The sequence below is a fragment of the Paenibacillus sp. FSL R7-0302 genome, assembly GCF_038006885.1.
Lineage (GTDB): Bacteria > Bacillota > Bacilli > Paenibacillales > Paenibacillaceae > Paenibacillus_AQ.
Genome location: NZ_JBBOWB010000001.1, coordinates 2,320,627 through 2,344,855, shown reverse-complemented (window position 1 = coordinate 2,344,855; position 24,229 = coordinate 2,320,627). Strand labels below are relative to the sequence as shown.

Here is a 24,229-nt window from a genome sequence, read left to right as displayed (position 1 = left end):
AAAACGAAGGTCCGCTGACCTTCGTTCTTGCGCGTGCTATAGGGTAATGTCACTGCCAGTATTCCGCTACCTGTCTGTCATATTCAGTATCGGCCCGCTTCATATATTCCAGTACATCCCCGTCCTTAACAACCATTTCCTGCAGCAGCTTGTAGAACCAGTTACGGAACTGCGGAGGAATCAGGTTCTCTCCCCACCAGTTGTTGATCATCAGGGATTTGGTAACGGAGGGATCAGCCATCAGATCAAGCACCACCTGCATCTGTTCACCGGCTTCCCGCCTGAACTCCTGCCTGGTCGAAGGAACCGAATGAATCCGGCTCAGGAATGCGCCATAAGGCTCCGGTGAGAAAAAGAAGCGGATGAAGTCTTCGATCGCCTGCTTTTTGAGCGGCTCCTTGGCCGCCTGGGCAGACAGCGACCAGCCGGAGGGCGACTGCAGACCGACCACATTCAGCTTCCCTTGACGGTCCGGCACAGCATAGAAGCCAAATTCGAAGCCCGGATCGGCTTCCTGGATCTGTGAGAACATCCAGGAGCCGGAGAACAGCTGGGCCGCCTTGCCGGATACCAGAATCGATGCCGTCTGGTTATCCCCTGTGCCCAGCCAGCCTGTATCCACATCATTCCTGAACAGCTGTTTGAAATCAGTCATGGCCCGGACTACATTCTCATCGGCGAAGCTAACCTCACCGGCCGTCCGCTTCGCGTTCCAGCCGGGATCGGCGGCATATACCTCATCTATCAGAAATTTATTAACCCAGAAGCCCATATGAAAAATATCCTTGCCGCCTACAACGAGCGGGGTGATCCCGCTTGCCCGCAGTCTGTTCTGGATCTCCAGAAACTCCCCGTAGGTTGCCGGAAGCGTCTTAATGCCTGCCTCGGCATAAGCTTTCTTACTATAAATAATGCCCTGCGGGGCAGAGACAAACAGCGGGGCATTCCACACCTTGCCGCCGATCTGCGGCGGCTGATCGAACAATTCCGCCAGCTCATCGGGGAGCGGAACGATCTTTTCCGCACCGGCGAAGGCCTCGGTATCCCTCATCTCTACCAGATCGGGGAACTCGCCCACGGCATCCTTAACCTTTAGCCAGTCCAAATAAGCAGAGGAGCTTGTCTCACTGACATCCTGGACGATTATGTCCGGATTCGCCTGCATGAAGGCCTTAATGGTATCCCCGATAGCCTGCTTCGTCGCCGGATCACCGGAGGCATACCCTATAGTAAAGCTTATTTTACCGCTCCGGGCTGTATCCGGGTGGCTCTCCTGATTGGCCGCCTGGCTCCCGCCGATTCCGCCTGATCCCGTTTTGCCTCCACAGCCGGACAGGATCAGCGCGGCCGCAAGCGACACTATTGTTATTTTCATACCTGATATCCTCGGCATTTGCACCCCTGTGACCTCCTCATTCTGTGATAACCGGGAATGTCAGCGTAATAGAGGTCCCGACATGCTCTCTGCTGTTCACAGACAGGCCATACCCCTCCCCGAAGCTGGAGCGGATACGCTCATGCACATTTTTCATGCCGACATTCTTGCTTGGAGCCTCCGGGTCTTCCAGAATCTTATTCATGCGGGACAGCGTCTCCCTGCTCATCCCCACGCCATCATCATATATCGTTATCGCCAGCACTTGCTCTCTCCGTTCAACCGTAATGCCGACGGTTCCTTTTCCCTGCCCCCGCAGCCCATGCTGAACTGCATTCTCCACCATCGGCTGCAGGGACAGCTTCAGGATGGGCCAGTCCAGGTTAACATCTTGGGCAATATCCAGATGCAGCTCGAAGCGGTTCTCATACCGCACAGAAATGATATAGAAGTAATTCTGCAGATGGGCGAGCTCGCTGGCAAGGCTTACACGGTCTTCCCCGTAATCAATGACATACTTCAGCTCATTGGATAACGCCAGAATCATATCCGCCACCTCGCCTGCTTCCTTATCCACCGCGTTCATCCGGATCACCTCAAGGGTGTTGTACAGGTAATGGGGCCGGATCTGACTCTTCAGTGCATTCAGCTCGGTCTGCTTCTGCTTGATCTGGGCCACATAGGCCTCATCAATGTAGACCTGCAGCCGTTCCACCATCCGGTTGAATCCGTGGGCCAGCCTGCCCATCTCATCATTGCTGTTCACGGAGAGCTGGATATCCAGCTTGCCCGATTCCACCACGGCCATCTGCCGGATCAGCTCCCGGATGGGAGCGGCGAGACGTCTGGAGAACCAGGCCCCCATTACAATCATCACAAAGGCACACATGCCGATAGCGATATATACCGTTGCCCGGGCCGACAGCAGCTGCTCGAACAGGTTGCCACGGTGGATTTTGGCGATAACCTGACCATTCAAAAAAGGGATCGGCTCACTGAGCACAATCATCTCATTGTTAGTTAGCTCAGCAGCTCCAGCTCCAGCCCCCGCCGCACCGGCAGGCTGGTTGCTGAAATACGTCCGACCCTCTCCGTCCAGCAGGTACAGCTCATCCTTCTCCCCGAGACTCAGCTCACGGAAGAACTGCTGGAATAACGAGGTATCAATATCGAGGAAAAGCGTTCCGACTACCTTGGGATCTTTGGTCACGCGCCCGGAGGTATCAATCAGGCTGCGCCCGATCGTGAACACCCGGCGGTCCGAGCCATAGAAATAACTGTCCTGATGGGTCGGGAAAATAGCCACCTTCGCAGGATCACCTGCCATGGCGGACAGCCACTCCGCATTCGGAACCGTCTCCATATTCAGCGACCGGTTGCCGCGCTCCTGAACATACAGCTTACCGTCAGACTGGCGGATAAACTGGACACTGGATATATAAGAATCACTGAACAGAATCGTCTTCAGGAAGGATTCTATCGGAATGGTGTTGATTCTCTCCAGCTCATTCACATTCTGTGTCTGATTCTGCGAATAGCTCTCGATGAACCCTTCATAACGCCCTGTATACATTAATTTGGATACTTCATTATACTGATTGAACGCTGAATTCAGATTATAGCTCATATAGAGCACCATTTGCTGCAGATTGCTGGTGGTATACCGCTCCACATAGCCCGAGAAGGTCTGTACGGAGAAGAAGCTCAGCGCAAACAGCGGAATCAGCCCGACCAGCAGGAAGGATGCAGAAAATTTAACAAAAATACTCTTCGGTCCCCGTCCCCAGACCGGCACAGGCCATCGTCTTATCACTCTATGATCCCCCCAATCCGCTTAGCTCCTGGCCGATTGCTTGTATTCCTGCGGCAGCTTGCCGAATTGCTTCTTGAACATGTCGCTGAAATGCCGCGCGTTGTTGTAGCCGACCCGGTCGGCAATCTCGTAGACCATCAGATCACTCTGCAGCAGCAGCCGCTGGGCATGACCCATCCGCACTTCAGTAACATAATTCTTGAAGTTCTGGCCGGTATGCTTCTTGAAGAAGCTGCTGAAATAATAAGGATTCATATACACCATGGCGGCTATGGACTCCAGCGTAATATTCTCGGCATAATGCTCCTCCACATAGGTTTTCACCTGCGCAAGCTGCGGCATTTCCTTGCTGGAGATCCGGCAGATCAGCTGCTCAGACATTTTGGACAGGACCGCTTCAAATTCCTGCTGCAGTGCGCCGAAGGTCGGGGCATCCGCCAGCTTTTCCAGCAGCGGCTTCTCTCCCTGATTCAACAGCCCCGCATCCGCGCCGAAGTCAGCCATATCCTGTTCAAGCTGGATCACGGCATTATACACATAGGACACCGCCTGGTTCCGGCTTTCTCCAGAGAGCAGCCGCACGGTCTTCAGCAGCTCGCCCGTTAATGCCGTTAGCCGCTCCTTGTCGAGTGATTTGAGCGCTTCCGGCAGGCTACTCTGGATGGCAGCAAGTGCAGATACAGGTACAGCAGCCTCCAATGACTCTTCGGGATAGGGAATTACCCGGTTCAATCCGGCGAAATATCTGAATCTTAGCGCTTTCAGCGCAGACTGGTAAGAATCCGCCGCCTCTTCAATGCCGCTGGCCGGGCGGCCGATGCCTATTGAGACCTGCAGCTTCAGAAAGCTGTTGATTTTGTGATGCAGATCCTCCATTAATTGCTGCGGTTCATTCAGATGCTCATGCTGGAGCAGCACCCCGAAACGCTCTCCTTTTCGGAACACATACCCGTTGCCCCTGCTGTCCACCGTCTCCTTGATGATATTCAGCAAAGCGAACTCCACCAGCTTGCGTTCCCGTTCCTCCCAGCGTGAAGGCTGGCCGCCGTATTCATCCGTCTCGATGACGCACACGCTGGCATAGCGGGTAATTGCCGTGTTGCCCATCCGGGCAAGCGTAGCTGCCGCCGCCTTATTGCCATCGGTCAGCTGCTCCAGCTGCTCCTCCACCGTAACAGACAGGTTCTTCCGCTCATAGGACTTGAGCATTTCCTTGTTGCGCTCTTCCTCGGATTCCTGGCGGATTACCGTAGCTGCGCGGATCACTACCTGCTCCAGCTGGCCCGTATTCACCGGCTTGACCAGATAATCCAGCGCCCCGTATTGTACCGCTTGCCGGGCATAAGTAAATTCCTGATAGGCGCTGATAAAGACCACCTTGATCGGACGCCCGGAATGATGAATTTCACGGATAATATCTATACCCGAATAACCCGGCATACTGATGTCACTGATAATCAGATCGGGATGACAGCTGTCGATCATCGCCTTCAGCTCTATCCCGTCACATGCTTCCCCTACTATATCAAGCCCGAGGCTCTCCCAGGCTATGAGCTTCTTCAGCCCGCGCAGAATAACCGGCTCGTCGTCCGCGAGCAGCACCCGTATGGTTCTGTTCATTGCTGCACCTCCGCATGGTTGTCATTGATATATTATTACAGGATTGCGGCCGTTTCAGTCTGTATTCATTATTGAAGAGATTCATCCAATTATACTGTATCATGACACCTCCGGCAGCCGGGTGAAGCTTTTTAAGAGGAAAGCGCAGTTTTTTAAGACAATTGTGTAGCTGGGAACTCCTGCCGGACTCGTGGTACAATATCTGATATGATCCTCGAAAAAGTTGGTGAACTCTTGATCTATCTCATTAAATTCGTATACAGCTTTGTCCTGCCGCCCGGGCTATTCGTCCTGCTGCTGCTGGGCATGGTGGTCTGGCTGTGGAAAAATAGCCGCCGTCCCGCGGTCGTGCTGCTGGCGGTCACACTCCTGCTCTATCTGTCGATGACCTCTGCTGTCGCTGACACTCTGATCGGGAGCTTGGAGCGGAAGTACCCTCAGCCTGCTTCCGCAGAGGGGGATGTGATTGTAATCCTCGGCGGCGGCGCCACCTCCGGCACCCCGGATCTGGACGGGCAGGGCAATATGTCCGGTCCGGCAGCGAACCGCCTGCTGGCGGCTGCGCGGCTGTACCGCGAGACTGGCCTGCCGATTATTTTCTCCGGGGGACAGGTATTTGCCGACAGCGGCAATGAAGCGGATATCGCCCGGCGGCAGCTCATCGGCCTCGGCATCCCCGCAGACGATATTCTGCCGGAGAACCGCTCGCTCAATACGGAGCAGAATGCGGTCAACACCGCGAAGCTCATGCAGGAGCATGGCTTCAGCCGTCCCGTTCTGGTGACCTCCGGCTTCCATATGCCGCGCAGCATGCTCCAATTCGAGCATGCCGGACTTACGCCGCAGGCTTTTCCGGTCGATTTTCAGGCCAGCCGTCCCATGTCACTCTATGTAAGCAAATTCACTCCGTCCGCCGGAGCCGTCTCCACAACCGGGCTGGCGCTGAAGGAGTATCTGGGGGTAATCGCCGCGAAGCTGCTGCCTTGACCCCTGCAGCTGGCTGCACGCGGCCGGACGCTCATCCAAGAAAGCGAGGTGCCGTAACCAGTGAACCCCTATGATGAAGAGAAGTTAACCGGCGGAAATGTAAACGAGATTATCCGCAAGGCAAACACCGTCCGCCGTCCCACAGGGAGCTGGAGCACAAGTATTCATGCACTGCTACAACATTTGGAGCAGCAGAATTTCGCAGGAGCACCCAGATTCCTGGGTGTAGATGAAGCTGGGCGCGAAATCCTATCCTTTCTTCCCGGCGAGGTTCCGGGCAACGCTTATCCTGAGCTGGAGCCGTACATGTGGTCGGAAGAGACCCTTACGGGCCTGGCGCGCCTGCTGCGCAGCTATCATGATGCAACGGTGGGCTTCGTACCGAATAGTATACATACGGAGTGGCAGCTTCCCTATGCCGATCCTGAAGCACATGAAGTGATCTGCCATAATGACGCGGCGCTGTACAACGTGGTCTTTCAGCATGGTTCGCCCGTGGCGCTGATTGATTTTGATATGGCTGGTCCAGGCCCGCGCCTATGGGACATTGCCTATACCCTCTACACCTCAGTTCCGCTCGCCGGTTTTGCACCCGACTATCTGACAGGCTCCACGGTACCTTATCAGGCAGACCTGCATGCGGCAGACCGGCAGCGGCGGATTGAGCTGTTTTTCGAAGCCTATGGACTCGCTGTCCCGGAAGATCTGCATATCTGGCTGACCCGGCGGCTCATGGCTATGTGCGATACGCTGAAGAAGGAGGCCGGGGCGGGCAACCCGGCTTTTGTCACAATGGTGGAAGAAGGCCACCTGGCCCACTACGAGCGCGAGCTGCAATTCATAGCGGAGCATTACAGCGAATGGACTACTGCTTGAAGCAAAAGCCGGAACCCTACACATATAGGAGTTCCGGCTTTATTCGTTACACTTCCTCTTTAATCAACTCTGTAAAAACCGCAGACACTGCTTCGCCCAGCAGCTTCGGCTCAAGCTCCATCTGAACGCCGATCCGGCCTGCGCTGACCGCGATTGTCTCAAGCTCCGCCGCACTGCTGTGAATGAACGTAGGGTAGAGCTTCTTCATCCCAACAGGGGAACAGCCCCCGCGGACATATCCCGTGTGCTTCAGCAGGTCCTTCAGCGGCAGCAGCTCAATCTTCTTCACTCCGGCGGCTCTGGCGGCTCGCTTCAGATCCAGCTCCTCAGCAACCGGGATCACATAGACATACGGCTGCGGTCCGCTGTGTGCGACCAGTGTCTTGAATACTACCTCAGGAGGCAGGCCAATCTTCTCAGCAACCGCTGTTCCGTGAATCAGCCCGTCCTCATTGTCGTAGCTATGAATGGTGTAGCTTATCTTCCTTGCATCCAGTATGCGCATGGCATTTGTTTTGTTCATCTGCCGCTCCCCCTAATCCCGGCGATAATTGATTTGCATAATGTCCATGAACGGCACCTTGATAATCTCTTCGTTATTTCTGACATGCACCCTGCCGGTACGCGAATCCATCTCTACAATCACCCCGCGCACCTCTTCTTCCTTCCCCCAGACCGTCAGCAGAATCTCGGAATCCTCCTGCTTCGCCTCTACCAGCTGGTTGCCCAGCTCCTCAAGCACGAATTCGTCGCGGGTGGGACGTTTTGCCACTTTTGCCTTCGCCACACTTTGCCTCCAGTAAGCCATTACAGAATATAGGATCATGCCCGGTGTAAATGCTCGTGTCTATTATACCATGAGAGGAAGCCTGATTTTACACAAATCACGATTATTATTCATGATTCAAAAGTGCGGCCCCCGCGATGCCGGGATGGGTCATTTCATACGGGTCCAGAATCAGGTTCAGCTCTTCCTCGCTAAGCACATTGTACTTCAGACACAAGGCCCGCACCGATTCTCCGGTCAGAATGGCTTCCCTGGCAATCCGCGAGACGACCTCATACCCCAGATGCGGGTTCACGGCGGTAATGATACCGACGCTTCTCTCCACCTCACGCGCAAGCTTCTCCTTGTTGGCTTCAATCCCTGCCAGACAATAGTCGGTGAACACCCGGAAGGAATTGTTCATGATGCTGATCGACTGAATCAGATTGAACACCATCACCGGCTCCATAACGTTCAGCTCCAGTTGACCGGCCTGAGCAGCGAGGCAGATCGTATGATCATTGCCAATCACCTGAAAAGCCACCTGGTTAATCACCTCGGCCATCACCGGATTCACCTTACCGGGCATGATGGACGATCCCGGCTGGCGGGCCGGCAGCGTAATCTCATTGAAACCGGAGCGCGGGCCGGAGGCCATCAGCCGCAGATCGTTGGCGATTTTGGACATATTCATCATGCAGACCTTCAGCGAGGCCGAGACTTCGGTATAAGCATCCGTGTTCTGCGTAGCATCCACCAGATGCTCCGCGCTGACCAGCGGCAGACCGCTGATCTCGGCCAGCAGCTCGACGACCCGCTTGATGTACCGGGGATCGGCGTTCAGTCCGGTACCTACGGCGGTCGCGCCCATGTTCACCTCATACAGATGGCCGCGCGTATGCTCGATCCGCTGAATATCACGCTCCAGCACCCGGCTGTACGCCTCGAATTCCTGTCCGAGACGGATCGGCACCGCATCCTGCAGGTGGGTCCGCCCCATTTTAATCACGGAATCGAATTCAGCCGCCTTCTGCAAAAACACACCGTGCATCGTCCGCATCGTAATCAGCAGCTGCTCCAGCAGCGATAGCGTGGCAATATGAATCGCCGTCGGAAAAGCATCGTTCGTCGATTGCGCCATATTCACATGAGTGTTCGGACTGAGCTGTAAGTAATCCCCTTTGGCCTTGCCCAGCAGCTCCAGCGCACGGTTCGCAATCACTTCATTGGCATTCATATTCAGCGAGGTACCCGCGCCGCCTTGAATCGGATCAACGATGAACTGCTCATCCCATTTCCCCGCAATCACCTCGTCAGCCGCTTGGACAATGACCTCACCCAGACCCTTATAGAGGCGGCCGATTTCCATGTTGGCGAGCGCAGCGGATTTTTTGACAATCCCCATCGCCTTGATTAATTCATGATGCACACGGTAGCCGGTAATCGGAAAATTCTCCACCGCCCGGAGGGTCTGTATCCCGTAATAGGCTTGATGTTCCACTTGCTTGCTGCCCAAAAAATCCTTCTCCAGCCGATATTCCGTCTCTGTCATCCTGCTCTCCCCCATGTTTTCAGTAGTAGATCCTCTGCTGCAAATTAGTTAACTTATTCTTTCCTTGCAGCGTTAAAGATATTACCTTCATTGCTGCGCCATGCTCAGGGCCTATGCGGGTAGCGCAAAGAACCCGGCAGCCATTGCTGACCCCCGGGCTCTATGTCATTGTAGCTTAAAATTTGAGATAGTTCCAATCCGAAAAAATCTTAAGTTTCCCAGCGAGCGAAGTGTCCCGTTTAGACCATATAATGTTCAAATGATACCGGTTTGCCGTTAATTAGCGATTGTATTCCCGTATGCTTATTGTCTATGCTGAGCTGTAAATGCTCATTGCCGCTCCAGGCCGTATACGCTGCCGACAGGATCTCTCCCTCCGTAAATTCCGGTGCCCGCTGCATAGCGGCTGCGGCAAATTCCTCAAGACTGTGTACCCCCAGCTCCGCCGCCTGATCTGTGCTAAGTGCTTCGACTACGACGCCTCCCGGCATGTTCTTAGACGTTACCTCAAGATAGGATGGCCGCTCCAGAAGTTCGTATTCATGCGATACATAGACGGCAAAATACACATTGCCCGCATGTCCAAGCAGCGCCTTGGGCTGCCTGATCCATTCGCCTAACGGAAGCACCCCGACGATGGCCGTATCCTCTCCTTCAGGCACCGGGAACAGCGACAGGATCGTGTTCCGGTGATACAGCACCTCCATATAAGGACTCTGGTGCCGGGGATCGCCCGGCTGATAGCCTTGACCCGGATGGAAAAAATAAAGCCGGTTCACGCCCCCCGCCGCCGGAACCGGGAGCGAGAAGGCCCAGCGCAGCTGCTCATTGTCGAATTCCTCCACCCGCTCCCACATCCCGCCTGCCGCGTAATCCTTGCAGATATAGGCGTAAGAATGCAGCGCCGGCTGGCGCTCCGGGGAACCGGCAACCACCTTCTCGGTCTTCTTGCAGACCTCTGCCGGTAACTGGCGGTTCAAGGCAGCAGAGCGCACCTCTTCCGGCGCTTCATAATAGAGGAACCCTGCATATTCGGTACGGGGCATCTCCGCAGACAGAGCGAAATCCCCGAACTGCACATAGTCATGCAGCACATTGCCGTCTGCCGGAACATCATGCGGCCAGCCCCGGGAATGCGCGCCCGCCCAGGCCCCTTGCAGGTACCACTGGCTCCGCTCGGTCCACAGGAAGTCCAGCATCTCGCCCAGCGTCTGTTTGATCCCGTTGTCCTCTTCCAGCTCCCAGGCGCAGGTGAACGCCTGCACCCAGTGCCAGAACCACGGCAGGCTGCCATATTCCGGCATGCCCTTCGCACGGATATGCGCCAGAGTCAGCTCCAGGCTGTGCCGCCCGTCTTCCCTCAGCAGATCATCCTCGAACAGCCTGCCGAAGATCAGCTTGGCGGCCGTATATTTGGCTTCATGATGGCCGAAGGTCGCTACCTGCTTACGGAAGAAGGCGCTGCGGTAGATATGGCCGATAGCCGTATGGAACGCCACCCGCAGTCCCGCGCTGAACCGGTCGGAATATTGCCGGTTGAACCAGACCATCAGGCTGCCCATAATCTCAACCGGCAGCTCATGCGGTGCAGCCTCTCCGGGAGTAGGATGCAGCCCCAGCGGCCAATGTCCATACAATGGGGTCCCTGGCATCCTGTTCTGGAGTCTAACTGTTTCTAATAGTACAGACTCGGCTTTCCGCTTGGCATCCTCCTTGCCAAACGGTAGCTCCAGGGTGTCATCCACCGCAGCGGCAAACAGATAAGACGCATAATAGAAGTTGTTCCGCACATCATCATGGAACCAGAGTCCGCTGTACAACAGCGGGCGGCGCTCCGCCTCCACCGCGATAGCGGATATAATCTGCCTTTGGCGTATTTTAGAAGTCGTCTGTTGCTGAGGCATATCTGCCATCTCGTTCACCCTCCGTAAGTATGAATTCCATATTTTTAATCCTGAATAAATTCCCGTACTCCAGCTCTATTGTGCACGCTTTCAGTTCAGATGGCAATCTTATCGCTGAATAAATAAACTAAAATAAACGTACTAAAAAAGATTATGCTTGATAAATGAACGTAAATGGATTAAATTGTACCTATACGAACGAAAATATGTTTTCTAAGGAGACTGAATATTCGATGGAAAGACGTTTTGCATCACATCCGAATGAAGTGAAGCAGTTTGACACTGAGCGCCTGCGTAAGGAGTTCCATATCCCGGTTATCTTTGCACCAGATGAGCTGAAGCTTGTCCTGACCCATGAAGACCGCATGATCGTTGGCGGAGCGAATCCGGTGAACGGCGAGGTGGCTCTGACCACGGACCTTAAAGAGCTTGGGGTAACCTATTTCCTGGAACGCCGTGAGCTGGGCGTTATCAATGTCGGCGGCAAGGGTTCGGTTGTTGTGGACGGAACTGAATATGAGGTTGATTTCAAGGAATGCCTGTATGTGGGCCAAGGCTCGAAGGATGTTATTTTCAAGAGTGCGGACAGCGCCAAGCCGGCCAAATTCTATCTGAATTCCGCTCCGGCACACCAGTCTTACCCGACTACGAAGACTACGCTGGCTGAATCCGAATCCGGGGCCATGGGCGGTCTGGAGAATTCCAACGAACGGACGATTCACCGCTTCATCCACACGAACGGTGTGCAGAGCGCACAGCTTGTCATGGGCATGACTCAGCTGAAGCCGGGCAGCATGTGGAACACCATGCCATCCCACACGCATCCGCGCCGGATGGAAGCCTACTTCTATTTCGATCTGCCGGACGATTCCATCGTCTTCCACCTGATGGGCGAACCGACCGAGACCCGCCACATCGTCATGCACAATGAACAGGCTGTCATCTCGCCGAGCTGGTCCATTCACAGCGGCGTAGGTACCCATAACTACACCTTCATCTGGAGCATGGCCGGAGACAATAAGCGGTATGATGATATGGACCCCGTAGGGATGAAAGAATTACAATAGTAGCAAATCAACTACGGAAAGATGAGGCAGGCGGATGAACCCGATACGGCGGCACGAGATGATTATGGAAGTTATGCTGAACCAGAAGGATGTAACCGTGAACGAATTGAGCGACAAGCTCCAGGTCACCGGCAAAACGATCCGCGAGGACTTAAGCAAGCTGGAGGAGCAGGGACTGATTATGCGCGTCCACGGCGGTGCCGTGCTGGCACAGAGCGATCAGTTCGGCATTCTGCCCCTGCGCAATCCGCTGGATAAATACGCTGAGGAGAAGACGGAGATTGCCCGGCGTGCGCTGGCGCATATCGCTCCGGATGATATCATTGCCCTGGACGGCGGAAGCACAACGCTTGAGATTGCCCGGCGGCTTACGAATATGCCTCTTACGGTCATTACCAATGATGTCTACATCATCAGTGAGCTGGTCCAGAGAGATAACATCCGTCTGGTCGTACCCGGCGGCTACCGTGTCCGCAATATGCTGGCCGGTCCCGAAGCCGTATCCTATGTACAGAAGCTTAATATTCAAAAAGCCTTTCTCTCGGCCACAGCCGTTCATATTGAACATGGCCTGTCCATCTATACCGGCGATCTTATAGATTTCAAACAGGCGTTAGTCTCCACGGCCCGTCAGGTGTTCGCCGCATGCGATCATCACAAGTTCGGTCAGACCGCGCTGCGCACCTTCGCTTCCCTGCAGGAGGTCGATGTGCTGCTGACAGACAGCGGGCTTGCCCCGGAGACCGCCGGGCTGTTCCGCAAGGCCGGCATCAACATTGAATGCGGATAATTATACAATTCAAATCGCTCAAAGGAGAGAATAATCATATGTCATCTTTATTCAGCTTGGCAGGTAAGACAGCAATCGTAACAGGCGCAGCACAAGGTCTTGGACAAGGCATTGCCATCGCCTTCGCAGAAGCCGGTGCAGACGTAGTCTCCGTATCACTTAATTCCAGTGACGAGACCGTAGCTGCTTGTGAAGCTTTTGGCGTCAAAGCACTGAGCATCGCCGCTGATCTCAGCGACCATTCCAAGCTTCAAGCCATGTTCGATGAAGCCGTTGCCTTCACCGGCAAAGTAGATATCCTGGTGAACTGTGCAGGCATGATCCGCCGTACTCCAGCCAAGGACCACAGTGAGAAAGACTGGTTCGACGTGATTAACCTTAACCAGAACACCGTCTTCCTGCTGTCCCAGATCGTCGGCCGCCACTTCCTCGAAAGAGGCAATGGTAAAATCATCAACATCGCCTCCATGCTCTCCTACCAGGGCGGCATCAACGTGCCGGGCTACACCGCAAGCAAGCATGCCGTAGCCGGTCTGACCAAAGCCTTTGCCAATGAATGGGCAGGCTCGGGCCTTAACATCAACGCAATTGCTCCAGGCTACATGGCTACAGAGAACACCGCTCCTATCCGTGCGGACCAGAGCCGCTCCGACTCCATCCTTGACCGTATTCCAGCCGGACGCTGGGGAACTGCCGATGATGTGAAGGGCCCTGCCGTATTCCTGGCCTCCGCAGCCTCCGACTACCTGAACGGCCACATTCTGAATGTGGATGGCGGCTGGTTGGCTAGATAAGGAACCCATACGACGAACCCCCGGTTGCTTCTTAATGAAGCATGGCCGGGGGTTTTGTATGTTCCTTATAGTCTGCTCATGAGCTGAGGACGGGTTATGTTGTCCGAAATTCTTTTGAGACAGATTAGATTGCCAATTCCAAGAACCGCCAGATAGATCAAGGACCCCATAAGCATGTTCGGAGCCAGGTAGATGACCGCTAATACCGGGAATACAAACAGAACCGACAGAAGGCTTGTCACATATAAGCCCTGACGCGGCGTTCTGAGCCGCAGAGAAAGAATAGCTGCTATGAACATCATGGCTGTGGATGAGAGCAGACTAACGGGAAACAGCAGGATAAGCTGTGCCGCTGTATAGCCTTGGAGGGAGACAAGATCAGGCATGATCAGTGCTGCAATAGTTACGCCCGCCAGCGTCAGCACAGATGAGAGGGTCAGCATGACCGCCGTTACAAGCACGGGAATCATACATTTGGCCAGAAAGACCGGACGGATCTGCAGAGGTGTAGATAATAAGGCTTCCCCTGTCTTATATACTTTCTCCCCGCCTATGGAGTACGCTATTAAGTTGGTCGGCACTCTCGGTATCATTAGCACGGTTAGCAGGACGGCATAACTCAGGTCAAGCGTTCCCGTAAAATACAGCAGCAGACACACCATCGCAACCGGCGAGAAGCACAGCAATCCAAAGCTCAGGAGCATCCTTTTCAAGGTCATCAGCATCTTCCATTCCAATCTTAAAACCATGCCAAATTGAGATTTCGGCAGAGTTAGTGATATACGCTGCTGATGCACTCTCTCCGGCTTCTGGATGGTGATGGGCTGGAAGAAATCCGGCTGCTTCATCCTCCAGATCTTCGCTGCGAACATCGAAATAACCCAAAGGTAAATCAATGCACAGATACAACTTATGATCAGCGCCGATAACAAGTCCACGGTTCCTATAACCGACAGACAGATGACAAATAGAAAGCTCAGAGGATAAGCCATTAGCGACACCCTCTGGTTGGCAGCCCGCAAATCCCCTGATGTGGAGGAAGCATACACCCCGCCCATGCATATTGCACTATAATTCAATGCAGCCACTACCATGATGCACATCCATTGCCAAGGATTCAACGCCGCTCCGCCGCCGGCAAGATAGCTCGTGAACACAGAGCAGAGGACGGTTATAATGAAGTAGCCCAGCGCAAATAAGAAGCAGAATTCAAACTTCCTCCAGAGCATGCTTTTCCCGTGGATTGGACTGGACAGGAGTGTCTCCAAAGTGCGGTGCTCCCGTTCTCCCGCGATGCTGCCTGATAACATGGGCCTCAGTAAGATTGCCGTAAGTAATGCTGCGGCGGTTAAGGAGACTTCTACCCCGTGCATGAATAGTGGAACGATTATACCGGTAATGCCGATAGCTAGGCCATAAAAGAAGAGCATCCCTTTGTCACTTGTAAACTCCGCGCACTGAATACGAAAAACGGGATAGGATCTATTCATCGCCCTCCCCCCTGCTCCATATCCATATACAGCTTTTCAAGACTGAATTGGCCGTTCTCCAGGTAATGATTGCTGTCTTGAAGCATTGAAATGGAATCGGTAAAAATATTTCGCCCGTGCCGCAGAATCGTGACTCGATCGCATAGCTTCTGGACCTCTTCCAGATGATGTGTGGTCATAATGACAGTGGTCCCCTCCTCCTTCGCCAGCCGCGATAACATCTTCCTTAGATCGGTTGTGCTGACAGGATCAAGCCCATTCGTAGGCTCATCCAGGATCAGAAGGCGCGGTTTATGCAGCATAGCCCGGAGCAGGGCAACCTTTTTCTTCATGCCGGTAGACAAGCCCTTAATCATTGTTCGTTTCTTGTCATGAAGTTCAAATGTCCGCAGCAGCTCGTCAATACGGCTACTAGATTCTACACGGCTCATACCATAAATGTCAGCGTAATACATCAGGTTATCCCAGACGGTCAAAGACTCGTACAGCCCTGTATCTTCGGATAATACTCCGCACAGCCCGCGCACGCTATCCCCCTCCTGTATAGGATTCCGCCCAAAAACAATGACCTCCCCTTCGTCCGGCTTAAGCAGACCCAGCAGCAAGCGAAGCGTTGTGGTCTTCCCCGCTCCATTATGCCCAAGCAGTGCGTACACCTCGCCCTCCACAATACACAGATCCAGGCCGTTTACGGCAGCGACATCGCCAAAGGACTTTCTGACACCTTCGAACCGTATATTCTCCATGCTCCCCGCACCATCCTTTAGGTTATCTTATGTATAGCTTACTGCACATAATTAGTGTAGTCAACTATACATAAATGGTGTAGTTAACTTGACTAAGCTTGTATCTGTGCAACATAATAACAGAAGAGTTGAGGCGCAGAAGCATTACTTCAGGGGAGGTGGCCGATTAGTGAAGACAAGAATACGCGAGCTGCGAAAAGAGCGGCGGATATCCCAAGAGGAGTTGGCTAAGGCACTGCGCGTCACACGCCACACCATCACTTCCATTGAGAATGAAAAGTACATCGCCTCCCTCCCGCTTGCCTATAAAATTTCAAAATTTTTCGGTTTGCCAATCGAGGATATTTTTGATTTTTCAGATGTGGAGGAGATCGACTATGAAGTCTTTTGAACAGGAGCTGCGGCGGAGGATCGTTATCAATTCCTTCTACGCGGCAGGTATGGGGATAACCGTTATTTTGGCGTTTATACTCAAAGCTTTCGTGTGGGACAGGCTCGACAAGCTGGACAGCTGGGATATAGGGATTCTCGCCGGTTTATTGTTCGGTTCGTGGATTTCTGCCGCTCTCCGTATGGCCAGGCTCCGCAAGGTGCTTAAAGACCCTGAATTGTTAGAAGCGTTACATATTGCCGAACAAGATGAACGAAACCGGATGATCGCCTTAAAAACGGGCAGGGCTGCTATGCGTCTTTTCCTTCTTGTATTGTCTCTTTCTGCTGTCGTCGCCTCTTTGATTAACCAAACCGTATTCTTAACGATTGCTGTTACGTTGGTTACACTTCTGTTGTTATACCTTCTGTTATCGGCATACTACTCCCGGAAAATTTAACTTACTGGGGGCAATGGAGGAAAATTGCATGAACGAGGAATTATTAGCTTCGTTTGACGAGCAAGGGAACCGGACCGGAACCGCTCCCCGCGATGAGGTCCACAGGCAGGGGCTGTGGCATGAGACCTTCCACTGCTGGTTTGTCCGCAAGGCTGACAGTGGGCTGAGGATCTGCCTCCAGCTGCGCAGTCCGGAGAAGCGGGATTATGCCGGGCTGCTCGATATTACGGCTGCCGGACATCTGCTGGCTGACGAGACCGTTATGGACGGTATCCGCGAGGTGCAGGAGGAGCTGGGGCTTGAGATTGCTTTTGACGAGTTGCAGCCGCTGGGGGTCATCCCCTACCAGATGGACTCCGCCGGATTCATGGACCGTGAACGGGCGCATGTATATGTCTATGAGAACCGCTATGCACTAAGTGAATTCACCCCGCAGGTGGAAGAAGTGGCTGGAATCGTAGAGGCCCGCTTCGCTGACTTCCGCAGCTTCATCTCGGGAGCAGACAGCAAGCTTCATGTGCAGGGCTTCCAGGTCACCGTGAACGGGGAACGAATCGGCATCGACGAGCTGGTGGACTTCACGAACTTTGTCCCGCATGAGCGTGAATACTTCAGGCGGGTAATTGAGGGGATTGAGCGGTTGTACGGTCCAGCCACAACCTAAGGCATACTTAAAAGGCAGAACCCTGCGATGGGGTTCTGCCTTCTTTTGTAACTCATTGTATCTATGCCGATACTTGTAACTATATTACGCGATTTAGCTGCATCACTTATGCTGTAGCCGCTGCGCGCTTCAGAATTGCAAGTCCGTTCACTGCCAGCTTCAGCTCGGCCGGAGCCGCAGCGCCGGATTCAACATCGGTGTATGCTTGTCCGTCCAGTGTCACTACTTGCTCGGAGCCGCTGAAATTCTGCACGAATACATACTCATGCTCGCCATCGGAACGCAGCTGGGCGGTTACTCCGGTCGGAAGCTCACTGTTCAGGGTGCGGCTGATCCGCTCTTTCCCGGTAATCGCGGCGTACAGGTCCACATAGAACTGCGCATCCTTCACGCGTGTTGCCAGATGATAAGCCTTACCTGCTCCCAGCTTGTTCACTGTGAGTGCAGGACGCCCGGCGTAGAAGTCGCTGCGGTAATGGCCCAGCGCCTCAGCGCCTTCCAGATGAATCAGCTCGGCGATCTCATGTGCATCGTATTCACCGCTCAGCTTCAAGCTGTTGCCGGGGTCCAGCACCAGACCGTTCAGGTCACGGCTGTGCAGCCCTTCTGTCTCTTCGGCCCAAATACCCAGTGTTCTGCGCAACGGTCCAGGGAAGCCGCCCAGGTGACACAGATCGGTCTCGCCGACCACTCCCGACCAATAGGTGGCCAGGAAGGTTCCGCCCTGCTCCACATACTTCTCAATCCGCTTCCCGTTCTCTTCACTGATCAGGTACAGCATCGGAGCAATCACCAGCTTATAGCCGGACAGGTCATCGCCTGAGCCTACCACATCCACCGGAATTCCCAGCTCCCACAGTCCCCGGTAATGCTGAAGCACAGTCTCTTCATATTTCAGGCCGGAATTGCGGATACCTTGGGCATCCTTCACCGCCCAGCGGTTATCCCAGTCGAACAGAATGGCTGTCTCAGCAGGAGTTGTAGTACCTACAACTTCCTCCAGTCCCGCCAGGGTACGGCCTACCTCAGCTACATCCTTAAAGACACGGGTCTCTGTATGTCCGCTATGGTCGATCACCGCGCCGTGGAATTTCTCGCTGGAGCCGCGGCTTTTACGCCACTGGAAGTACTGTACAGAATCAGAACCATGCGCAACTGCCTGGAGTGAAGACAGCTTGTGCATCCCCGGACGCTTCAGCTTGCTGACAATCTGCCAGTTCGTGAGGGAAGGCGTGCTTTCCATAAGCAGGAACGGCTTCTTTTTGAAGCTGCGGTACATGTCATGATGCATCGCTGTCCAAGCGGCCAAGCGGGCGTCATCATCGTCCTCGGTATATCCCCAGTCCGGGTAAGCGTCCCATGATACCACATCAAGAATTTTGGCCATGTTGCGGTAATCCACACCGTCAATCATATGCATGTTAGTGGTCACCGGCAGGTCAGGGTTAAAGCCCCGCACCGCGTCAATCTCATGCTGGCAGAAGTTGATCGTCTGATCGCTTACGAACCGGCGCCAGTCCAAGTTAAGCCCGTGAACCTGCATTTCACCATGCGGAGCCGGGGACTCGATCTGATCCCAGGAGGTATACGTATGGCTCCAGAAGGTCGTCCACCAGGCATGGTTCAGCTCATCCAGATCATTATTGTACTTCGCCTTGAGCCAGTCTCTGAAGGCATCCTGACAGTAATTACAATGGCATTCGCCGCCGAATTCATTAGAGATATGCCAGCCGATCACTGCCGGGTGATGCGCATAACGCTCAGCAAGCTTGGAGTTGATCAGCGCAGTCTTTTCACGGTAGACCGGAGAAGTGAAGCAGTGATTATGACGGACGCCATGCAGGTTGCGCACCCGGTTCCGTTCTACCCGCAGCACTTCAGGATACTTCTCGGACATCCATGCCGGACGCGCACCGCTCGGAGTAGCCAGGAAGGCATAAATGCCATTCGCCGCAAAACGGTCCAAGAGCTGGTCCATCCACTCAAAGTTAAATACCCCTTCTTCGCGCTCCAGGGAGACCCAAGAGAAAATCCCGACAGACATGACATTACAGCCTGCCAGCTTCATCATGCGGATATCTTCTTCCAGCACCCCCGGATATTTCAGCCATTGCTCGGGACTATAGTCGGCGCCATGAAGCATTACAGGAGCCTTGCTGCTGATTGCAGGAACTTTGCTGCTCATATAATTTCATCCTCTCGTTTATGTGTGATGGTAGATGTCAGGATGGGACTTTTCACTGATACAATTTCCTTTGTGGCTCTGTCCCTCTTGCTTGTTACGATTTATACTATTTATAATAAAGGATAATCTGTGATCAATGGTAGGATAATAATAGCGTTTGCATAGCACAAAATGAATATGAGGTGTTCGTATGCTCCCCTTCTCTCTGATTGAAATGCCGCGTGACCTGAATGCTTTCCCTCTCTATCCATACTCTGTCGGCCGTCATATCCAGTATCACCATGTGCGTCCTGCCGGATTCCCGGTGCATCAGATTTTTCTGATCCGCAGCGGCAGCGGGCGGTTCCGTGACCTGGAGGACGGCACCGAAACGGTGCTACAGCCTGGGATGGTCTATACATTTCCGCCTGACCGCGGGCATGAATATCATCCGTTATCCCACGAGCCGTGGCATGTCGGCTTCATTGGATTCCACGGCAGCCAGTCTGCCTCCGTTCTGGAGGGTCTCGGCCTGCTGCCTCCGGCCCCGTTCCGCCTCGAACGGTTCGAAGAATGCTGGGAGATGCTGGGCGGAATCTGGCACACGGTGAATGGGAACAGCTCGTCGCGTCAGGAGGAACAGCCGATGCAGGACTTGTCGGTGACGCTGTACCGGCTGCTGCTGATGCTGCGCAGAAGTGAAGTCTCCTCAGGTGCAGCGACCCGGCTGGAGAACGAGAACGTCCGCAATGATGCACTGAACAAAGCAGTCAGCCTGATCAACGAGCATTTCACCGAGCCGCTGCTGATCACCAATCTGGCGGCGGCTGTCGGTTATTCCGTCCAGCATTTCCAGCGTCTGTTCCTGCAGGAATACGGGGTCACTCCGCATAAGTATCTGCAGAACCTCCGGCTGCAGCGCGCCATGCAGATGCTGACCGAGGACCCGGAGCGTCCCGTGCAGGATATCGCCCTCAACCTTGGCATGGAGACCAATTACTTCATCCGGGTCTTCCGCAAGGCCCATGGAGTAACTCCCGGAGTAATGCGCAGCCGGCTGCATCCGGGCAAGGATCACTCTTGAGCTCACTGGGCAAGTGAAAACGGCTTTGCCGTCCTGTTAAAGGACGGTACCGTTTCAGCGAGAAATAGAAGGATAATTATAGCGCGAAGCATATAAATTCTTATCTTTCAAAAAAATAGCTGCCGCGCACTTCCGGAGAAGTTCTGCCGCAGCTGTTCAAGCTAACCGTATGCCTACACCGCCGTAAACTGGCTGTTGTACAAGCGGGCGTAGTAGCCTCCGCTCTCCAGCAGTTCGTCATGCGTTCCGCTCTCCACGATATCTCCATCCTTCATGAACAGGATGAGGTCTGCCTCGCGGATCGTAGACAGCCGGTGGGCAATGACGAAGCTGGTCCGCCCGGTGATCATCGCCAGGAAGGCCTTCTGTATCCGCGCCTCTGTCAGCGTATCAATGCTGCTGGTCGCCTCATCCAGAATGAGCATCGGCGGATCAACCAGCATGACGCGGGCAATGGTGAGCAGCTGCTTCTGACCCTGGGAGAGATTGTCGCCCGAGGTGCTGATCCTGGTGTCATAGCCTTCAGGCAGGCGCTTGATGAAGCTGTGCGCATTCGCGGCCTTGGCGGCCGCAATCACCTCCGCTTCGGTGGCCTCCGGCTTGCCGTAAGCAATGTTGTCGCGGATGGAAGCCCCGTACAGCCAGGTCTCCTGCAGCACCATGCCGAAATTGCGCCGCAGACTGTCGCGGGTGATGGAAGTAATATCTACGCCGTCAATCCGGATCGTTCCGCTGTCTACCTCATAGAAGCGCATCAGCAGGTTGACCAGCGTGGTCTTGCCTGCCCCGGTCTGGCCGACGATCGCCACGCGCGTGCCCGGCTTCACCTCCAGGCTGAAATCCTTGATCAGCGGGCGCTCCGGTGTATAGGCGAAGCTTACCTTGTCGAAGGTGATCGTTCCCCGGCTGTTCTCCATCACGTAGGCATCCGGCTGGTCCGGGGCCTCCTGCGGGAGATCCAGAATGGTGAAGATCCGCTGCGCCGAAGCTGTGGCAGACTGCAGCTGTGTGATCACACCAGTTATCTCATTGAACGGCTTCGCGAACAGACTGGAGTAGATCAGGAAGCTGGACAGATCCCCTACGGAGAACAGGTCTCCGATAACAAGCACACTTCCGATCATCGCAATCAGCGAGAAGGTGATATTATTAACCAGCCGCGTAGTCGGGTTCGAGAGCGAGCCATAGAACTGCGATTTTGTCCCTGTCTTGTACAGCTCATTATTCCGCTCGGCAAAGCCTGCAAAGGAGCGGTCCTCGTAATGATAAGCCTGCACCACCTTCTGCCCGCCGACGATTTCCTCGACATAGCCGTTCAGCCCCCCGAGAATCTTGGCCTGCTCACGGAACAGCTGCTGGGAGCGCATCGTAATGAACCGGGCAACGAAGAAGGTTGCCGGGGCAGACAGCAGCACCACCAGCGTCATTACAGGGCTGATATAGAGCATCAGCCCGATGGCTCCGGCGATGGTGACAAGCCCAGTCAGGAGCGTGGAGAAGCCCTGCAGCAGCCCGTCAGAGACGGCATCCATGTCGTTCACGAACCGGCTGATGCTGTCGCCCTGGGGATGGTTATCATGGAACTTCAGCGGCAGGGCGTCCAGCTTGTCAAACAGCTCGCGGCGCAGGTCATAGACCGTACGGAACGCCAGCTTATTCGTATAATAAGTGAGCAGCCAGCCGAAGAAGCTGCCGACCAGATACACACTGCCCAGAATCAGCAGCAGGCGCAGAATTTCCGGGAACTCCACCCGATCCGGTCCGATCATATGGTCGATGGCGCGGCCAATCAGGAGCGGCCCGATCAGGCTGGCAACCACGCTCAGGATGGCGCAGAAGATAGCTCCATACGTTATTTTCCGGTACTCACGGGTATATTGAAACAGACGTTTCCAGGTCATTGTACTGTTCATTGTAGTGCCTCCTCGCTTGAGAGCTGTGACATGCAGATTTCCTGATAGACTGCGCAGCTCTCCAGCAGTTCCTCATGCGTACCGATTCCGGCAATCCGGCCTTCCTCGAAGACGATAATCTGATCGGCCTGCCTTACTGTGCTCACCCGCTGGGATACAAGCAGTACGGTCATATCTGTACTGTTCTTGCTTAGAGCGCGGCGCAGTGCCGCATCCGTTGCGAAGTCCAGCGCACTGGAGGAATCATCCAGGATGAGAATCGGCGGACGTCCGACGACAGCGCGGGCAATGGTCAGGCGCTGCTTTTGGCCACCGGACAGGTTATGCCCGCCGCGTACCACCAGCGTATCCAGCCCTTCCGGCAGCCGGGTGATGAACTCCTCAGCCTGGGCTACCGCCGCTGCGGCCATGATCTCGTCCCGGGTAGCAGACGTCTTCCCCCAGCGGATATTCTCGGCAATCGTGCCGGTGAACAGCACCGCCTTCTGCGGCACAATGCCGATTCTGCTGCGCAGCTGCTCCAGGCGGTAGTCCCGTACATTTACACCCTCGACCCTAACCTCCCCTTCCATAGCATCATAAAAGCGCGGAATCAGATTCACGAAAGTGCTCTTGCCTGAACCGGTACTGCCGATTAATCCAACCGTCTGCCCCTTGAGGATATCTACAGAGATATTCTCCAGGGCCAGTTCACCGGTCGTGTTATAGCCGAAAGAGACATTGCGGAAGGAAATCACCGGCGCTGCACCGTCCCTCTTCGCAGCAGGGGCATGAGCAGGCACTTCAACAACCGAAGCTGTCATCGCCAGCACCTCATTGATGCGGCTGGCAGACGACGAAGCTTTGGTGAACAGAATGACCAGATTGGAGACTACGATCAGGGCCAGCAGGATCTGGGTTACATAGTTAATGAATGCAATAATCTCACCCTGCGACAGACTCCCGGCTTCAATGTGAATGCCGCCTGCCCATAGAATGGCAATAATTGCTGCGTTCACTACCAGTGTCGTCATCGGCCCCAGCCAAGCGGAGATCCGTCCGACACGGATGGCCGTCTGCGTCAGATCCTCAGAGGCTTCATTGAAGCGCTGCTTCTCGCGGCGGCTCTCGGCGAAAGCCCGGATCACCCGGATGCCCGAGAGATTCTCGCTGAGCACCAGCGCAAGACGGTCCAGCTTAGCCTGATATTTACGGTACATCGGTGAACTGCGCGTAATGATGAAGTACAGAATAACACCGAAGACCGGAGTGGCGGCAATCAGGATCAGCGACAGGCGGAAATCCAGAATCATCGCCATAATAATAGCCCCGATACAGATGAATGGCGCACGGATGACCAGCCGGATGAGCATGGCTACTGCCAACTGCAGCTGGTTAACGTCGTTCGTGATCCGGTTGATCAGCGAAGGCGTGCCGATGACATCCAGCTCGGCATACGACAGCGAAGAGATGTGCTTGAACATTTTGTTGCGCAGCGTGGTGCCGAACCCCTGTGAGGCCCGCGCCGCATAATATTGACATACCATGGAGCAGCCGAAGCCCAAAATAGCCATCAGCACCATCAGGGACCCCATCCGGTAGACATAGCTGCTATCCTGCTTGCCAATTCCGTTGTTGATGATCAGGGCTACAATCGTCGGCAGCAGCAGCTCGAGAACCGCCTCCAGCAGCTTGAAAATCGGCCCGATTGTCACTTCTTTCTTGTATGGTTTTAAGAAAACTGCAATTTTGCGCACATTCATCCTCACCTAACTTAGCGTAGTATGTAATCCTTCTTGAAAAAAATAAAAGACC

21 protein-coding genes are annotated in these 24,229 nt (G+C 54.3%); 9 read left to right on the top strand and 12 right to left on the bottom strand.

Translation table 11 applies throughout. From position 1 onward, the window contains the following. Positions 1-49: 49 nt before the first annotated feature. The 3 genes from MKY96_RS10210 to MKY96_RS10200 are packed head-to-tail and all read right to left on the bottom strand — an operon-like array spanning position 50 to position 4,808. Complete coding sequence (locus MKY96_RS10210) at positions 50-1,375, bottom strand: ABC transporter substrate-binding protein (protein WP_340940165.1); 1,326 nt, start codon at positions 1,373-1,375, stop codon at positions 50-52. A 37-nt stretch (positions 1,376-1,412) separates the two neighbouring features. Next, entirely contained in the window at positions 1,413-3,188 is a 1,776-nt protein-coding gene (locus MKY96_RS10205; RefSeq protein ID WP_340940164.1) for a cache domain-containing sensor histidine kinase, read from the bottom strand. 21 nt (positions 3,189-3,209) lie between these two features. Further along, positions 3,210-4,808, bottom strand: a complete 1,599-nt coding sequence (locus tag MKY96_RS10200) for a response regulator transcription factor (protein ID WP_340940163.1) — start codon at positions 4,806-4,808, stop codon at positions 3,210-3,212. Positions 4,809-5,042: 234 nt separating this feature from the next. Here MKY96_RS10200 and MKY96_RS10195 point away from each other — a divergent pair, with 234 nt between their 5' ends. Continuing rightward, positions 5,043-5,795 carry a YdcF family protein gene (locus tag MKY96_RS10195; protein ID WP_340940160.1) on the top strand — a complete coding sequence of 251 codons (753 nt, stop codon included), beginning with the start codon at positions 5,043-5,045 and terminating at the stop codon, positions 5,793-5,795. Positions 5,796-5,855: 60 nt separating this feature from the next. Continuing rightward, on the top strand, positions 5,856-6,671 hold the full coding sequence (locus MKY96_RS10190; RefSeq protein ID WP_340940157.1) for an aminoglycoside phosphotransferase family protein: 816 nt from the start codon (positions 5,856-5,858) through the stop codon (positions 6,669-6,671). A 46-nt stretch (positions 6,672-6,717) separates the two neighbouring features. Here the strand turns inward: MKY96_RS10190 and ybaK are convergent, their stop codons facing one another. The 4 genes from ybaK to MKY96_RS10170 all read right to left on the bottom strand — a co-directional run bounded on the left by ybaK (position 6,718) and on the right by MKY96_RS10170 (position 10,902). Continuing rightward, positions 6,718-7,194 carry a Cys-tRNA(Pro) deacylase gene (gene ybaK, locus MKY96_RS10185; protein ID WP_340940156.1) on the bottom strand — a complete coding sequence of 159 codons (477 nt, stop codon included), beginning with the start codon at positions 7,192-7,194 and terminating at the stop codon, positions 6,718-6,720. Positions 7,195-7,206: 12 nt separating this feature from the next. Then, on the bottom strand, positions 7,207-7,479 hold the full coding sequence (locus MKY96_RS10180; protein ID WP_340940155.1) for a YolD-like family protein: 273 nt from the start codon (positions 7,477-7,479) through the stop codon (positions 7,207-7,209). A gap of 85 nt (positions 7,480-7,564) precedes the next feature. Continuing rightward, on the bottom strand, positions 7,565-8,989 hold the full coding sequence (gene aspA, locus MKY96_RS10175) for an aspartate ammonia-lyase (RefSeq protein WP_340940152.1): 1,425 nt from the start codon (positions 8,987-8,989) through the stop codon (positions 7,565-7,567). Between the two features lie 239 nt (positions 8,990-9,228). Continuing rightward, complete coding sequence (locus MKY96_RS10170) at positions 9,229-10,902, bottom strand: hypothetical protein (RefSeq protein WP_340940150.1); 1,674 nt, start codon at positions 10,900-10,902, stop codon at positions 9,229-9,231. Between the two features lie 224 nt (positions 10,903-11,126). On the opposite strand from MKY96_RS10170, the gene kduI reads away from it, so the two are divergent. The 3 genes from kduI to kduD are packed head-to-tail and all read left to right on the top strand — an operon-like array spanning position 11,127 to position 13,544. After that, positions 11,127-11,960, top strand: a complete 834-nt coding sequence (gene kduI / locus MKY96_RS10165; RefSeq protein ID WP_340940149.1) for a 5-dehydro-4-deoxy-D-glucuronate isomerase — start codon at positions 11,127-11,129, stop codon at positions 11,958-11,960. Positions 11,961-11,994: 34 nt separating this feature from the next. After that, positions 11,995-12,750: a DeoR/GlpR family DNA-binding transcription regulator gene (locus MKY96_RS10160; protein ID WP_340940148.1), complete on the top strand. Its 756-nt coding sequence runs from the start codon at positions 11,995-11,997 to the stop codon at positions 12,748-12,750. A 38-nt stretch (positions 12,751-12,788) separates the two neighbouring features. Next, positions 12,789-13,544 (top strand): 2-dehydro-3-deoxy-D-gluconate 5-dehydrogenase KduD, encoded by a 756-nt coding sequence (gene kduD, locus MKY96_RS10155; RefSeq protein WP_340940147.1) that lies wholly within the window; start codon positions 12,789-12,791, stop codon positions 13,542-13,544. Between the two features lie 65 nt (positions 13,545-13,609). On the opposite strand, the gene MKY96_RS10150 is transcribed toward kduD, so the two are convergent. Together MKY96_RS10150 and MKY96_RS10145 are read right to left on the bottom strand one after the other, a co-directional pair. Continuing rightward, positions 13,610-15,034 (bottom strand): hypothetical protein, encoded by a 1,425-nt coding sequence (locus MKY96_RS10150; RefSeq protein ID WP_340940146.1) that lies wholly within the window; start codon positions 15,032-15,034, stop codon positions 13,610-13,612. Further along, positions 15,031-15,780, bottom strand: coding sequence for an ABC transporter ATP-binding protein (locus tag MKY96_RS10145; protein ID WP_340940144.1), 750 nt, complete (start codon positions 15,778-15,780; stop codon positions 15,031-15,033). The genes MKY96_RS10150 and MKY96_RS10145 overlap by 4 nt, the downstream gene beginning before the upstream one ends. Positions 15,781-15,949: 169 nt before the next feature. Between MKY96_RS10145 and MKY96_RS10140 the strand changes: the two genes are divergently transcribed. From MKY96_RS10140 to MKY96_RS10130, 3 genes are read left to right on the top strand one after another with little or no spacing between them, the layout of a single operon-like run. Beyond that, positions 15,950-16,171 (top strand): helix-turn-helix transcriptional regulator, encoded by a 222-nt coding sequence (locus MKY96_RS10140; protein WP_340940141.1) that lies wholly within the window; start codon positions 15,950-15,952, stop codon positions 16,169-16,171. Next, positions 16,158-16,610 (top strand): hypothetical protein, encoded by a 453-nt coding sequence (locus MKY96_RS10135; protein WP_340940139.1) that lies wholly within the window; start codon positions 16,158-16,160, stop codon positions 16,608-16,610. Before MKY96_RS10140 ends, MKY96_RS10135 begins: the two co-directional genes overlap by 14 nt. A gap of 28 nt (positions 16,611-16,638) precedes the next feature. Further along, positions 16,639-17,274 (top strand): NUDIX hydrolase, encoded by a 636-nt coding sequence (locus MKY96_RS10130; RefSeq protein ID WP_340940138.1) that lies wholly within the window; start codon positions 16,639-16,641, stop codon positions 17,272-17,274. 106 nt (positions 17,275-17,380) lie between these two features. Here MKY96_RS10130 and MKY96_RS10125 read toward each other — a convergent pair whose 3' ends face one another. Next, complete coding sequence (locus MKY96_RS10125) at positions 17,381-19,459, bottom strand: beta-galactosidase (protein WP_340940137.1); 2,079 nt, start codon at positions 19,457-19,459, stop codon at positions 17,381-17,383. A 190-nt stretch (positions 19,460-19,649) separates the two neighbouring features. Between MKY96_RS10125 and MKY96_RS10120 the strand changes: the two genes are divergently transcribed. Continuing rightward, entirely contained in the window at positions 19,650-20,522 is an 873-nt protein-coding gene (locus tag MKY96_RS10120) for an AraC family transcriptional regulator (RefSeq protein WP_340940135.1), read from the top strand. A gap of 173 nt (positions 20,523-20,695) precedes the next feature. Here MKY96_RS10120 and MKY96_RS10115 read toward each other — a convergent pair whose 3' ends face one another. Both MKY96_RS10115 and MKY96_RS10110 read right to left on the bottom strand, forming a co-directional pair. Next, the gene (locus tag MKY96_RS10115; protein WP_340940134.1) at positions 20,696-22,435 is read right to left on the bottom strand and encodes an ABC transporter ATP-binding protein; all 1,740 of its coding nucleotides are present in this window, start codon (positions 22,433-22,435) and stop codon (positions 20,696-20,698) included. Continuing rightward, positions 22,432-24,177 carry an ABC transporter ATP-binding protein gene (locus MKY96_RS10110; protein WP_445671431.1) on the bottom strand — a complete coding sequence of 582 codons (1,746 nt, stop codon included), beginning with the start codon at positions 24,175-24,177 and terminating at the stop codon, positions 22,432-22,434. Before MKY96_RS10110 ends, MKY96_RS10115 begins: the two co-directional genes overlap by 4 nt. Positions 24,178-24,229: the final 52 nt, after the last annotated feature.

What these genes read in the sequence shown, in the direction of transcription:
- MKY96_RS10210 (WP_340940165.1), bottom strand. Translation starts at nt 1,375, where the DNA reads ATGAAAATAACAATAGTGTCGCTTGCGGCCGCGCTGATCCTGTCCGGC.
- MKY96_RS10200 (WP_340940163.1), bottom strand. Translation starts at nt 4,808, where the DNA reads ATGAACAGAACCATACGGGTGCTGCTCGCGGACGACGAGCCGGTTATT.
- ybaK (WP_340940156.1), bottom strand. Translation starts at nt 7,194, where the DNA reads ATGAACAAAACAAATGCCATGCGCATACTGGATGCAAGGAAGATAAGC.
- MKY96_RS10180 (WP_340940155.1), bottom strand. Translation starts at nt 7,479, where the DNA reads ATGGCTTACTGGAGGCAAAGTGTGGCGAAGGCAAAAGTGGCAAAACGT.
- aspA (WP_340940152.1), bottom strand. Translation starts at nt 8,989, where the DNA reads ATGACAGAGACGGAATATCGGCTGGAGAAGGATTTTTTGGGCAGCAAG.
- MKY96_RS10170 (WP_340940150.1), bottom strand. Translation starts at nt 10,902, where the DNA reads ATGGCAGATATGCCTCAGCAACAGACGACTTCTAAAATACGCCAAAGG.
- kduI (WP_340940149.1), top strand. Translation starts at nt 11,127, where the DNA reads ATGGAAAGACGTTTTGCATCACATCCGAATGAAGTGAAGCAGTTTGAC.
- MKY96_RS10160 (WP_340940148.1), top strand. Translation starts at nt 11,995, where the DNA reads ATGAACCCGATACGGCGGCACGAGATGATTATGGAAGTTATGCTGAAC.
- kduD (WP_340940147.1), top strand. Translation starts at nt 12,789, where the DNA reads ATGTCATCTTTATTCAGCTTGGCAGGTAAGACAGCAATCGTAACAGGC.
- MKY96_RS10150 (WP_340940146.1), bottom strand. Translation starts at nt 15,034, where the DNA reads ATGAATAGATCCTATCCCGTTTTTCGTATTCAGTGCGCGGAGTTTACA.
- MKY96_RS10145 (WP_340940144.1), bottom strand. Translation starts at nt 15,780, where the DNA reads ATGGAGAATATACGGTTCGAAGGTGTCAGAAAGTCCTTTGGCGATGTC.
- MKY96_RS10135 (WP_340940139.1), top strand. Translation starts at nt 16,158, where the DNA reads ATGAAGTCTTTTGAACAGGAGCTGCGGCGGAGGATCGTTATCAATTCC.
- MKY96_RS10130 (WP_340940138.1), top strand. Translation starts at nt 16,639, where the DNA reads ATGAACGAGGAATTATTAGCTTCGTTTGACGAGCAAGGGAACCGGACC.
- MKY96_RS10125 (WP_340940137.1), bottom strand. Translation starts at nt 19,459, where the DNA reads ATGAGCAGCAAAGTTCCTGCAATCAGCAGCAAGGCTCCTGTAATGCTT.
- MKY96_RS10120 (WP_340940135.1), top strand. Translation starts at nt 19,650, where the DNA reads ATGCTCCCCTTCTCTCTGATTGAAATGCCGCGTGACCTGAATGCTTTC.
- MKY96_RS10115 (WP_340940134.1), bottom strand. Translation starts at nt 22,435, where the DNA reads ATGAACAGTACAATGACCTGGAAACGTCTGTTTCAATATACCCGTGAG.
- MKY96_RS10110 (WP_445671431.1), bottom strand. Translation starts at nt 24,177, where the DNA reads ATGAATGTGCGCAAAATTGCAGTTTTCTTAAAACCATACAAGAAAGAA.